Origin of the sequence: Lacisediminihabitans profunda (assembly GCF_008040105.1) — a bacterium.
Taxonomy (GTDB): Bacteria; Actinomycetota; Actinomycetes; order Actinomycetales; family Microbacteriaceae; genus Lacisediminihabitans; species Lacisediminihabitans profunda.
Genome location: NZ_VRMG01000005.1, coordinates 131445 through 143840, shown reverse-complemented (window position 1 = coordinate 143840; position 12396 = coordinate 131445). Strand labels below are relative to the sequence as shown.

General features: G+C 69.1%; 11 protein-coding genes and 1 tRNA gene. 4 read left to right on the top strand and 8 right to left on the bottom strand.

All coding sequences use genetic code 11. The features are described from left to right. Window positions 1-24: 24 nt before the first annotated feature. From FVP33_RS05245 to galU, 4 genes are all read right to left on the bottom strand, one after another. Window positions 25-100, bottom strand: a tRNA-Ala gene (locus FVP33_RS05245). Between the two features lie 506 nt (window positions 101-606). Continuing rightward, window positions 607-1521 (bottom strand): hypothetical protein, encoded by a 915-nt coding sequence (locus FVP33_RS05240; RefSeq protein WP_147782589.1) that lies wholly within the window; start codon window positions 1519-1521, stop codon window positions 607-609. A gap of 38 nt (window positions 1522-1559) precedes the next feature. Beyond that, a complete protein-coding gene (locus FVP33_RS05235; protein WP_147782588.1) occupies window positions 1560-2225 on the bottom strand; it encodes a GNAT family N-acetyltransferase in 666 nt (221 codons plus the stop codon). 63 nt (window positions 2226-2288) lie between these two features. Next, entirely contained in the window at window positions 2289-3182 is an 894-nt protein-coding gene (galU, locus tag FVP33_RS05230) for a UTP--glucose-1-phosphate uridylyltransferase GalU (RefSeq protein ID WP_147782587.1), read from the bottom strand. 68 nt (window positions 3183-3250) lie between these two features. On the opposite strand from galU, the gene FVP33_RS05225 reads away from it, so the two are divergent. Genes FVP33_RS05225 through mscL form a run of 3 tightly spaced genes read left to right on the top strand, consistent with a single transcriptional unit; the run spans window position 3251 to window position 4676 of the window. Then, entirely contained in the window at window positions 3251-3829 is a 579-nt protein-coding gene (locus FVP33_RS05225) for a 5-formyltetrahydrofolate cyclo-ligase (protein WP_147782586.1), read from the top strand. Window positions 3830-3867: 38 nt separating this feature from the next. Beyond that, window positions 3868-4200, top strand: coding sequence for an FmdB family zinc ribbon protein (locus tag FVP33_RS05220; RefSeq protein ID WP_147782585.1), 333 nt, complete (start codon window positions 3868-3870; stop codon window positions 4198-4200). Window positions 4201-4229: 29 nt separating this feature from the next. After that, entirely contained in the window at window positions 4230-4676 is a 447-nt protein-coding gene (gene mscL / locus FVP33_RS05215) for a large conductance mechanosensitive channel protein MscL (RefSeq protein ID WP_147782584.1), read from the top strand. 274 nt (window positions 4677-4950) lie between these two features. Here the strand turns inward: mscL and FVP33_RS05210 are convergent, their stop codons facing one another. The 3 genes from FVP33_RS05210 to FVP33_RS05200 all read right to left on the bottom strand — a co-directional run bounded on the left by FVP33_RS05210 (window position 4951) and on the right by FVP33_RS05200 (window position 10237). Next, complete coding sequence (locus tag FVP33_RS05210) at window positions 4951-5151, bottom strand: hypothetical protein (protein ID WP_147782583.1); 201 nt, start codon at window positions 5149-5151, stop codon at window positions 4951-4953. Between the two features lie 3 nt (window positions 5152-5154). Then, window positions 5155-8910 carry an AAA family ATPase gene (locus FVP33_RS05205; RefSeq protein ID WP_425460936.1) on the bottom strand — a complete coding sequence of 1252 codons (3756 nt, stop codon included), beginning with the start codon at window positions 8908-8910 and terminating at the stop codon, window positions 5155-5157. 97 nt (window positions 8911-9007) lie between these two features. Next, window positions 9008-10237 (bottom strand): aspartate aminotransferase type Ic, encoded by a 1230-nt coding sequence (locus tag FVP33_RS05200; protein WP_147782581.1) that lies wholly within the window; start codon window positions 10235-10237, stop codon window positions 9008-9010. A 102-nt stretch (window positions 10238-10339) separates the two neighbouring features. Between FVP33_RS05200 and FVP33_RS05195 the strand changes: the two genes are divergently transcribed. Next, window positions 10340-11038 carry a C40 family peptidase gene (locus FVP33_RS05195; RefSeq protein ID WP_147782580.1) on the top strand — a complete coding sequence of 233 codons (699 nt, stop codon included), beginning with the start codon at window positions 10340-10342 and terminating at the stop codon, window positions 11036-11038. 20 nt (window positions 11039-11058) lie between these two features. Here FVP33_RS05195 and FVP33_RS05190 read toward each other — a convergent pair whose 3' ends face one another. Beyond that, complete coding sequence (locus tag FVP33_RS05190; RefSeq protein WP_147782579.1) at window positions 11059-12393, bottom strand: M1 family metallopeptidase; 1335 nt, start codon at window positions 12391-12393, stop codon at window positions 11059-11061. Between the last annotated feature and the right edge of the window lie 3 nt (window positions 12394-12396).

Sequence of the window (12396 nt, the reverse complement as noted above, 5' to 3'; positions counted from 1 at the left end):
TGCGCGGGGTTCTCGGCACCGGGGTGGTGGACCCTAGGAGATTCGAACTCCTGACCTCCTCGATGCGAACGAGGCGCGCTACCAACTGCGCCAAGGGCCCTAGTGCGTAGCTACGTTATCACTTTCCGCTGCGCCGCCGAGACACCGGCACCCCGCCAGCCGGTGTGGCTGCCCGCCCCAGAACAGCGCGGCGCCTCCACTGCCGACTCGCGTTTCTCCGGAGGTCACCGCGTCCGCGGGGCCCCGACCGCCCAACAGGCCCGTCAACTCGGGCCTGCCCGGCATCCGGTCTTCCGCCTGGGCCGAAACCTCCGGAGAAACGCGTGCCGGGCGAGAAACGCGTGGTGCGGGGCAGCCGCGGGACGGGGCCGGACGGAGCGGCGACGCGGCCCGGCGATGCGGCGCGGCGGGACTACCTTTCTCCGGAGCATTTCGCGTCCGCGGGGCCTCGACCGCCGAACAGGCCCGTCAACGCGGGTCTGCCCGGCATCCGGTCTTCCGCTCGCGCCGAAACCTCCGGAGAAACACGTGCCGGCGGAGAAACGCGTGCCGGGCGAGAAACACGTGCCGGACGCAAACGCCGCGTCAGCGGTCGCCGCGGACCGATCAGCCGGCCGCGGCGGTGCGACGGCGGCGCAGCACGGCGTCGATGTCGGTCGTAGCGGCCTGTTGCTCGTCGATGATGCCCATCCGCGAAAAACGACTCGGGGTGGAGGTGGCACGGATCGGCGTCACCTCGGGCTCCTGGTGCGCCTCGCGCAGCGCACGCTCCGCGTCGGCCGCGGCCTGGCGCAGTTCGGCGGCCGCCTCGAGCGAGGCGGCAAGGGACCGCTCCGCGACCGGCATGGTCGCGTAGAGCGGCTTCGGAACGGGCACCGGGGTCCAGGTGGACCGCACGGGCACGGCCGGGATGACGACCTGGCGCCGCACCCGCTGCACGACGGGCGGCCGGGACCGGATGCTGCGGGCCAGTTCGAGGCGCGCGCGACCGACCGCGGCCATCTGGCCGAGCATCACGAGACTGCCGGCAGAAACGAGACCGCCGCCGGCGAGAAGCGGCCAGGCGCCGGTCGTGAGCAGCTGCGCGACACCGACTCCGACCGCGGCAAGGGAGGCGAAGAGGATGAGGGACGTGATCGCCCGGGAACGGCGCAGCCGCCGGGAGGAACTCGAAGAGAGCGCGATGTCCGCGGCGATGGCCGGCTGGGACTCGGCGAGGCGCCGGGACGCCGCCCGCGCGGCCGCGGCATCCTGGGCACTGACGACGGCAGCCTGCCGTTCCATCTCCTTCTTGAGCAACCGCTCCTGCTGGGCGGCGCTGCGGGCCGAGAATTCGGCTCTCACCTCGGTCGGCACCTCGGCCGTCTCCGCCATGATGCGCAGCGTCTGCTGGAGACGGATCGCGTTGCGTTCGGTGGCCAGGTATTCACGCCGACGCAGCCAGGTGGGCACCAGATAGACGAGCCAGAGCAGCGCGGCGGCCGCGATGATCATGCTCGATCCGAATCCGTCTGCTCCCATACCCATACGCTACGAGGGCGGCGCACGAAACGCGCCGATTAGCGAGGGTGTGTTCCGGGCAGAAGTGCGGCATCCCGATCCGCCTGGGGCACCGTGCCGGCGCCCGCGGGCACCCGCCCGTCCCTCCAGCGCCGCAGCACCCCGGACGGAACCTCCTCCGCCACCAGGGCGAAACAGAAGTGATCGCGCCAGTCGCCGTTGATGTGGATGTACCGCCTGCGCAGCCCCTCATAGCGGAAGCCGAGCTTCTCCACCACGCGCAGGCTCGGGCCGTTCTCCGGCCGGATGCAGATCTCCATGCGGTGCAGGCCCACCTGGAAGAACGAGTAGTCGGTGGCGAGGGCGACCGCGGTGGGGGTGATGCCGAGGCCGGCGAAGCGCTCGGAGACCCAGTAGCCGACCGACGCCGACGAGAGCGACCCGTAGGTGATGCTCGAGACGTTCAGCTGGCCGGCGAGCTCGCCGTCATGCTCGATCACGAACGGCAGCCCGAAGCCGGCCCGTGCATTGGCCTGCAGGCTGCGGATGCTGGACCGCACGTCGAAACTCATCGCACCGTGCGGATTGGTCGCCTCCCACTTGCGCAGCCAGCCCCGGTTGTCGAGAAGTTCCCGCTCGAGCGCCCGGGCATCCCGAAGGCGAATCGGGCGAATCGCCACGTTGCCCTCACGGAGCGTAGGTATCGGCGTCGCCACGGTCACCATTCTAGAGGCTGGTCGTCTCGGCGCCCGAGCCGCCCGGGATGCGGGACGGCCGGGTGCCGACGACTACTCGAGGTCCTTGGCGAACTCCTTGAGCCACGGACGAAGGTCCGGTCCGAGGTCTTCGCGCTCGACGGCGAGCTGCACGATCGCCTTGATGTAGTCGAGGCGGTCACCCGTGTCGTAGCGGCGGCCGCGGAACACGACGCCGTAGACGCCGCCCGCGATGCTGGGGTTGGCCGCGAGGGTCTCGAGCGCATCCGTCAACTGGATCTCGCCGCCCTTGCCCGGCTTGGTGTGCTCGAGGATGTCGAAGATCTCCGGCTGCAGAACGTACCGGCCGATGATCGCGTAGTTCGAGGGCGCGTTCTCCTTGGTCGGCTTCTCCACGAGGCCGGTCACGCGCACGACGTCGTCCGTCTCGGTCGGCTCGATCGTCGCTACGCCGTACATGTGCACGACGGACGGGTCCACCTCCAGCAGCGCGACGATGGTCGCGTTGCGCAGGCCCTGCTCCTCGATCATGCGCGAGAGCAGAACGTCGCGGGCGTCGATGATGTCGTCACCGAGCAGCACGGCGAACGGCTCGTGACCGACGTGCATCCTGGCCCGGAGCACGGCGTGACCGAGTCCCTTCGGGTCGCCCTGGCGCACGTAGTGCACCTCGGCGAGGTCCGTCGCGTAGTTGACCTTGCGCAGGCGCTCGATGTCGCCCTTCTGCAGGAGGGTCGCCTCGAGCTCGCCGACACGGTCGAAATGGTTCTCCAGGGCATTCTTGTTGCGGCCCGTGATCATGAGAACATCGGTGAGTCCTGCGGCGACGGCCTCCTCCACCACATACTGGATGGCCGGCTTGTCGACCACGGGAAGCATTTCCTTCGGCATGGCTTTGGTAGCGGGCAGGAATCGTGTTCCGAGGCCCGCCGCGGGAATGACTGCTTTAGTGATCTTGAACGACATGTGGACAAGGCTAACCTGTGCCCCGTTTCACGGGGGGTTAACAAACGACGCACACTTAGGATGTGAGCATGAGCGGTGACGTTGGCCACCATAAGCGGGCCCTGAGGGCCGAGATTCGCGAGCACCGGCGCATCATGACCGCGACCGAGCGGGAACGGTCGACGACGGAGCTGAGTCGGCACCTGATCGAGCTCGCGACGAGTCTCGACGTGAAGACCCTCGCCGCGTACCTTCCCTCGAACGACGAGCCGAACATCCGTCCGTTTCTCAACTGGGCCTCGGAGCACGGCGTTCGCATCCTCTTCCCGATCTCCCGCGACGACGGCCTCCTCGACTGGACGGTCGGCGACGGAAAGACCGAGACCGAGGGGCTCTTCGGAATGCCAGAGCCCGTCGGCGAGTTGTTAAGTCCATTCGCCATTAATGACGTCGACCTGATCATCGTGCCGGCAGCGTGCGTTGACCGAACGGGAATGCGCATGGGCTGGGGACGCGGATACTTCGATCGCACGCTCGGATCGATGGAGAAGTGCCCACCGGTCTATGCTGTGATCTTCGACCGGGAACTTGTCGACTCAGTGCCCAGCGAGGTGCACGACAAGCGCGTGGATGGTGTCGTCACACCGAGCGCCCTCGTCACCTTCTGACTTTCACCCCCAGTACCGCTTACCGCACGGAGGACCGCGTGCCCACCTATTCGTATCGCTGCGCGAGCTGCGACCACGCCTTCGACCAGTACCAGTCGTTCACCGACGACTCGCTCACCGTGTGCCCCCACTGCCACGAACCGCAACTGCGCAAGGTCTTCAACTCGATCGGAGTGACCTTCAACGGCACCGGCTTCTATCGCAACGATGCCCGGGCGGATGCCAAGTCCGCCTCCAAGGGGGCATCCGGCGAGTCCTCCGGCGGTTCGGCGACGAAGTCCGACACCAAGTCCGAGCCGAAATCGAAGCCGGACTCGGCCCCGCCAGCGCCGGCAAAAGCCCCGGCCGCGGTATCCTCAAGCGCCAACTAGTCCAGCACGTCGCTGAAGGGGGCCACGCAATGCTCAAGGGTTTCAGAGAGTTCATTCTGCGCGGAAACGTCATCGATCTCGCCGTCGCCGTCGTCATCGGCGCCGCGTTCACCGGCATCGTCAACGCGATCGTCAACAGCGTCTTCAACCCGGCGATAGGCGCGCTCTTCAACGCCAAGTCGCTCGAGAAGGCCCTGCCGGTCACGATCCCGACCGCCGACGGCGGCACGGCCACAATGTACTTCGGTGCGGTCATCGCGGCCGTCATCCAGTTCCTGCTGGTGGCGATCGTGGTCTATTTCGCCCTCATCGTGCCGATCAACTACCTCAAGCGCGTGTCCTTCCGCAAGAAGCAGGAGGAGCCGACCGCCGACGAGGAAGTTCCGCCCACCGAGCTCGAGCTTCTCGGCGAGATTCGCGACCTGCTCGCCAAGAGTCCGGTGTCGAGCGGCGCGCACTCGCAGCCCACCGAGTAGCCCGGCTCGCCGCGCCGCCGGTCGAGCAGACACCGGCCCACCCAACCCCACTCAACCCCCACTCAACCGTCACCAACTGCTCGGCGGCAGGCCCCAGCCGACAGTTACTGACGGACGAGTAGACACCAACCCCACTCAACCCCGCCCAACCCCACTCAACCCCACTCAACCGTCACCAACTGCTCGCCGGCAGGCCCCAGCCGACAGTTACTGACGGTTGAGTGGGATGGAGGGGGGCAAAGCCGAGCCGAGTGGGATGCCGAGCCGGGCCTCCTCAGCCCCAGTGCGGCGGCTTGTCCACCTTCAGGCGCTCGTCGTTCTCGCCCTCGGCGTGACGCTGCGGCTCGCTCGGCGGGCTGGGGTCCGCGCCGGGAACCGGCGAGGTGGTGACCCGGCGTCGCTTGCGCGCCGGCTTGCCCTGTGCGGGCTCGGTGCCATCGGCAGCGTTTGACGAGGCGCCAGTCACGTCGGGCACGGGTCAGCCTCGCGCAGCGACGATCGGGATCGGCTCGGTCTTGGGCGCCGAGTCGAGGCCGAGCATCGTGACGATCCGATCGGCGACGGCATCCGGCTCGCTGAAGAGCTCGAAGGCGTGCACCCGGAGGTAGTGCCAGCCGAGTCGACGCAGCATCTCGGGGCGCAGGCGCAGCGACTCGCGCAGGCTCGAACCCTGAAGCACGGTGTCTGTCTCGATCGTGAGGCACATTCCCTGGTGCGACGCCACGAGGCCGAGCTTGCCACGATGGCCGAGCGCGACCCGCAGCCCGCGCACCTGCAGGCGGCGCGCCAGGTCGACGAGCATGGGCTCGCTGTCGTCCGGCACCGGCTGGATCGTGCTGCGCGCGCTCACGTCGGCGAGGATCTCGGCGAGGGCGACCGCGCCGTACTGCATGCGGCCCTCGTCGATGTCCTGCGGTTCGAAGCAGGTCACGATCACCATGGACCGGCGTGCCCGCGTCATCGCCACGGCGAGAAGACGTTCGCCGCCGGGCCGCCCGAGGGCGCCGAAATCGCTCAGCACGCGCCCGTGCGGAGTGCGGCCGTAGCCGATCGAGAGGATGACGCGGTCGCGGCTCTGGGCCACGGCCTGTTCGATGGTCATGACGGCGAAGGGTTCTGCCCGGTCGCCGAGCACGAACTCGCTCACCTCGGGACGCCCGACGGTCGCGGCGAGCACGGCCTGCTGCACCCGGACGGCGTGACGCGCGCTCGCGGTGATGATCATGAGCGACTCGTGCGGGCGGATCGTGGCGTGCTCGATCACGAGTTCCACCGCGCGGTTGACCTCGGCGTCCACGCTCTCCACTCCCCCGGATTCCGGATCGGGCATGCCCGAGCCGTCCGCGACGAAGTCGAGCCGGATGCTGTTGTGGCCGAGGAAGCTTCCGGCCCAGGGGAAGGACTCGATCTTGCCGGCATAGAAGCGGCGATTGACGAGTTCGGCGAGGTCCTCGCCGCCGGCGCGATAGCTGCGGGTGAGGGCCAGGGTCGGCAGGAGCGTTCCCAGTCTGGCGAGCGCGGACTCGGCGTGAAGCTCGTCGAGGGCGGCCGCGACGTCGTCGTCCTGCTCGTCCTCGGCATCCCCCAGGGCGATGTCGAACGGCGCCGGGGTCTGGGTCACCGGGTCACCGAAGGCCACCGTCTGCTTTCCGCGGCGGATCGCGGCGACGTTTTCGGCGAGCGTGGTGGCGCCGGCATCGACGAGGATCACGGTGTCGAAGTGCAGGGCGTCGGTGATCTGCGCCACCTCATACGGCGACGCGAGCCAGACCGGTGCGACGGTGCGCGACAGGTGCGGGGCGGCCTCCTGCAGCGCGCGGGCATCCATGCGCTCGGTGCGAAGCACGGTCTTCAACTCCGCGGCCTCGTCCGGCCAGTCGACGAGGCCGATGCTCCAGCCCTCGGCGAGCTGCCAGGCCAGCAGCTGGGCGCTTCCGGCGGCGTGCGCCTCATCGACGAGCCGGAAGTCGGCCTCGAGCCGGTCGAGCACAGAGGTGTTGGCATTGAGCAGTGCGCGATCGGTCTCGAGGAGGGACTCGAGGGCCGACTGCCACCAGGCGAGTTCGAGCTCGGCCGCGACCTGCTCCTCCGGCACATGCCGGGAGGCGAGATCCTCGAGCAGAGGGTCGAGCTGGAGGTCGCGAAGCGTGGTGCGCAGGTGCGCCCGCTCCTGCAGGTTGTGCAGCACGTCGGAGTCGGCGGCGAGTCCGGCGACTCGTTCGACGAGAACGTGGATGGGCAGATACACGAGTTGCGTCTCGCGCGTCACCGCGCCGAGCGGCTCGTCGAGGAAGGTGAGGTCCTGCGCCACCTGCTGGTAGGCCACCTGCACGTCGGCGATTCCGACCGGAACCTCGGGGGTGACCCCGGCGGCGACGAATCGCTGCCACAGGATGCGCTGCTGCTGGATGCGCACGAGGGCCTCGTTGAGGTCGCCCACGTGCACGCCGGGGCGCACGTATTCGCGGGCGAGCCGCTTGAGCCGTCGCCGGTTCGCGCCGGACATCTCCGGAGAGTCCTTGCGGGATGACGTGGCCGCGATGAGCTCGCTGAGCGAACGATCGAAGACCACCGGCTGGAACTTGTCGAGGGTGTCCCGGATGTCGGTGAGCAGGCGCAGGTAGACGCCCAACTCGTTGATCGACTCGAAGGGCCGCATCCGGGTGCCGGAGATGAGTTCGTTGGCGCGCTCGAGCAGGCGCGGCAGTTCGGTGTGGTGCAGCTGCTGCGCGATGCCGTGAGCGCGGGTGGCCGACTCGCTCGAGGAGAAGGTCGCGCCGTACCAGGGCGAATCACCCGGGCCGTACTTGAACTCGCCGAGCGTTGCCGCCTCGACCATGGCGATCGCGGCGCGCGAGCGGTCGTCCGCCATCAGCTCGACCGACGGGCGGGAGAGGCGGGCCGTCGTCGCGGGAGGCGTCGGCAGGAGCGCGAGCCGGGAGAGCTCGGTGAGGCAGTCCAGCACGGACACCCGAAGCGCGGGGTCGCGGCGGGCGACGGCACCGCGGTAATCGAGCAGAACCTTGCGCAGGCGCACGAGGGCGTCATCCACCTCCCCGACCTGGGGCGCCTTCGCCTTCTCGTTTCGGCCGATCGAGCGGATGAGGTCGCGACGCAGGGTGGCCGGAGACACCGCGATTCCCGCGAGGCCGATGTCGCCGAGGCGCTGGGCGATGCCGGTGAGGGACGAGCGGCGAGCGCTGACGACCAGCACCCGCTTGTTCTGGCTCACGAGGCAACCGAGCGCGTTGACGATGGTCTGGGTGGCTCCGGTGCCGGGGAGCGTCTTCACGACCACGGAGTTGCCGGCCGCGATCTGGGCGATCACGTTCTCCTGCTCCGCATCCGCGTCGAGCAGAAGGGTGTCCGTCTCCGGGGTGCGTTGGTCGGAATTCTGCGGTTCGACCGGGGCGTAACTCTCCTCGATCGTCCACTTCGCCGAGGGATTGCCGGCGAGCGCGTCGAGGATGGGGTGCTCGAGATCGGCGGCATCCTCCACCATCGCGGTGCCCACGTCGGCGAATGACGAGACCACGAGTCGCGGCTGCACGTTGAACCAGTCGAGGTGGGAGGTCAGGCCGCGCAGCCGGTCGATCACCGGGTTCGGCTTGAACGATCCGTCTTCCTCGGCGAGCGCCACGAAGGCGCCGGTGTCGAGTTCGATCTGGAACTGCTCCGCGAGGGCCTTCGCGAGCGCCGGGTTCAGGAACGGCGCCCCCTTGAGCTTCACCTCGAAGTCGCTGCCGTAACGCCGGATGGCGAGCGGACGCAGCAGGATCGGAGCACGGTATTCGACGCCACCGTGCTGCCAGTCGGCGATTCCGATGCCCAGGTGGATGGAGTCGATGCCTCGGGCCGTGGCGAGTTCGAGGCCCTTCGCTGCGATCTCCCCGGCAGCGAGCTTGGCCGCGCGCAGGGCGACATCGTCGCGGATGAGGCTCGAGAGCAGGGTGCTCTTGCCGGTGATGAACTGGGCGAGTCCGCCGGGATGGGTCGCCCCGAGCTCTATGCGGGTGCGGGGCGAATCCACGAAGTGCAGCAGCGGCGACGAGCCGCCCACCGTCGCGAGTTGGCTGCGCCACTCGTGCCAGACGGGCTCGGCGACATTGGCGAGCACGTAGTTCGGGTCACCGAAGGTCAGGGCATGAGGGGCGGTCACTTGCAACTCCACGCGGGCGCGGTCATCGCCAGGCTCGTCGAAAAGATCGTCCTGAGGTCTATTAGCACGCCACACACCGATACCTTAAGCGTGCAACCCGTCAAAGCCGGGGAGATGCGGGGGAGTTTCGCTTCCGCGCTGCAGGAATCGGCCGCGATGAGCGTCGCGAGCCTCAGTCGACCGCCGAGGCGAGCAGCACGCAGGTGCACAGGGCGTCGATGGCCGCCTCGAGCTCCTCGATCGAGGGGAAGGTCGGGGCGATGCGGATGTTGGAGTCGACCAGGTCGTTGCGATGCGGCCAGGTCGACCCGGCCGGGGTCACCGCGATGCCGGCCTCCTTCGCGAGGGCGATGGCGGCGGCGGCGGTTCCCGGCGCGACGTCGAGGCTGATGAAGTAGCCCCCGGCGGGGCGCGACCAGGTCGCCACCCCGGTGAGGCGCCTCTCCAGGATGGCGAGCACGGCGGCGAAGCGGGGCTCGACGATGGCCCGGTGGGCGCGCATGTGACGGCGCACGCCATCCGCGCTCTTCAACAGCCGCACGTGCCGCAGCTGGTTGATCTTGTCCGGCCCGATGGTCTGGGCCGCGCTGTGCCGGCGGAACCAGGCGATGTTGTCTGCCGAACCGCCGAGGAAGGCGACGCCGGCGCCGGGCAGGGTGATCTTGGAGGTCGAGGCGAAGACGAGTGGACGGTCGGGATGCCCGGCCGTCGCCGCGGCGCCGAGAACGTCGATCACCGGCGGCTCGTCGTCGGTGAGGTGGTGCACGGCATACGCGTTGTCCCAGAAGAGGCGGAAGTCCGGCGCGGCGGTCGGCATGCCGACGAGCGCCTCGACCTCCTCCACCGTGTAGACGAGTCCGGTGGGGTTCGAGTACATCGGAACGCACCACATCCCCCGGATCGCCGGGTCCTCGGCTACCAGGCGAGCGATAGTGTCTAGGTCGAGTCGGCCGTTCACGAACGGCACGGGGATCATGCGGATGCCGAGCGACTCGCAGATGCTGAAGTGCCGGTCGTAGCCGGGAACCGGGCAGAGAAACGCCAGGTCCTGAACGTCGCGCCAGGGGCCGCTGCCACCCGGCACGCCGTGCAGGAGGGCGTCGACGACCGAGTCGTGCATCACGGCGAGGCTCGCATTGCCGAGGGCGAGCAGCTGGGCGACCGGGACGGCGAGGAGTTCGGCGAAGATCTCGCGCAGCTCGGTCAGGCCGTCCGCGCCGCCGTAGTTGCGCAGGTCGGTGCCGCTCGCGTCACGGTAGTCGTGCTCTCCCGGGAGGGACAGGAGCGCGTTCGACAGGTCGAGCTGCTCGGGCGACGGCTTGCCACGGGTGAGATCGAGGCCGAGGTTGCGCGCGCGGAGGGTGTCGTACTGGCGCTGAAGGTCTGTTCGTGTTTCGCTCACCTGTCAAAACTAGCGCGTGGATCGGCGCGATCCCAGTCGCGTGGGGTAGGCTCCCCAAGGTCACATTCTGGTAACGCAACGCGATATGGAACTTCACGGATCTTGGCTTCTCACCTCGGCAGGCACTCGGCCCCCCGCACCCGACGTCCCATCCTCTCCCTGAGACGAGCCGCCGCCACCGGCACCGCGATGGTCGTGGCCCTCGGTCTGGCGGCGACGATGGCCATCCCCGCCGTCTCGGCTTCGGCGACGGACGCCGACTCGCAGGTCTCGTCGATGATCGCCCGGTCGCAGCGCCTCACGGTGAGCAGCACGGTCGAGACCGACGACGTGGTTCGCGACAAGTCGAGCGTCTACTACGCGGCGACTCGGATCGCGCTCGGCGTCTACGGCGGCGGCGCCCTGCCGGCGACGCCGCTCTCGGTGGGCGCGAACATGTACATCAACCCGCCGGATCTCCAGGGCGGCGGACCGGCCGTCGTGCAGTACGCTATGCAGTTCGTGGGCATGGTGCCGTACATCATGGGCGGCAACTCCCCGAGCACCGGCTTCACCTGTGACACCTTCGTGCGCTACGTCTACGCGCAGTTCGGCGTTCATCTCACCGGCAACGCCGTGGCCGAGGCGGCCCAGGGCACGGTGATTCCGCGCTCCGAGGCCGTGGCCGGCGACCTCGTCTACTACCCGCACCAGCACATCGGCATCTACGACGGCAACGGCGGCATCGTCGACGCGCCGAAGCCCGGCAAGGACGTGTCGCACCGTCCCATCTGGGGCAACCCGGAGTTCATCCGCCTCTAGCCGTTCGGCAGCCGGCCCGGTCAGACCGCGGTCAGCGCCGGGAGCGGCCGGGAGTACACCCACCGTCGCAGGATGTCGTCGACGGCCTGGCCGCCCGATGCCGCGACGAACGCGGAGAAGTCCTGTGGGGTGACCGTGCTCCACCGGAAGGCAAGGGTGTAGCCGCGGAGCGCCGAGAAGAACGCGTCGTCGCCGAGGTGCCCCCGGAGCTCGTGCAGCGCAAGGGCTCCGCGCTTGTAGACCCGATCGTCGAACATGGCCCGCGGGCCGGGGTCGCCGATCTCGATGTTCTTCGGCAGCACGTCGAGACGGTCCCACGCCTCCCGGGCGCTCTGCTCGGCCGTCGCCCCGCCGCTCGCCTCCGCCCACAACCACTCCGCGTAGCAGGCGAAGCCCTCGTGCAGCCAGATGTCGCGCCAGGCGCCGGCGGTGAGGCTGTTGCCGAACCACTGGTGCGCCAGCTCGTGGGCGATCAGGCGGTCGCTGCCGTGCGCCCCGTCCACATGATTGCGGCCGAACACCGCGGTGCGGTGGGCCTCGAGCGGGATCTCCAGCTCGTCCGGGGTCACGATCACCGAGTAGGTCTCGAACGGGTACGGCCCGAACAGCCTAGAGAACAGGTCGATCATCTCGCCCAGACGCTCGAAATCCGTCGCCACGTTCCGGGCGAGCTGCGGGGGGAAGTGGATGCGAGTCGGCACCGGCGCCGCGAGCACGTCGAGCGTGCGGTAGCGACCGATCTGCACCGTCGCGAGGTAGGTCGCCATCGGCTCGGTGGCCGCGAACAGCCACCGGGTGCGTCCGGAACGCGTGGTCTGCGACACGGGGGTCCCGTTGGAGACCACGGCGTACGACGACTCGCAGGCCACCGCGAGGGTGAGCGTCGCCTTGTCGCTCGGGTGGTCGTTGCAGGGGAACCACGACGACGCCCCGGACGGCTGGCTGGCCACGAGCACGCCGTCGGCGAGCTCCTCCCAGCCGATCTCCCCCCATTGGCTGCGGATCGGATGCGGGCTGCCGCGATAGCGAACCACCACCTCGAATGGCTCGCCGTCGACCAGCGGCACCGCGGGTGTGATCACGAGCTTGCGGGCCGTCTGGGAGACCTTGCGCGGGCGCTCGCCCGCCACCGTGATCCGGTCGACCACGAGGCCGGCGAAGTCGAGGCTGAACCGCTCGAGCGCCTGGCTCGCTCTGGCCGAGATGACCGCGGTCGCCACGAGGCGATTGGTGCTGACCCGGTAGTCGAGGTCGAGGTCGTAGTGCTCAACCACGAAGCCGCTGTTGCCGCTCGTCGGCAGGTAGGGGTCTCCCGCGGAGGGGGAGCCGTAGGTCGATCGCGGGGACTGGGGCATGGC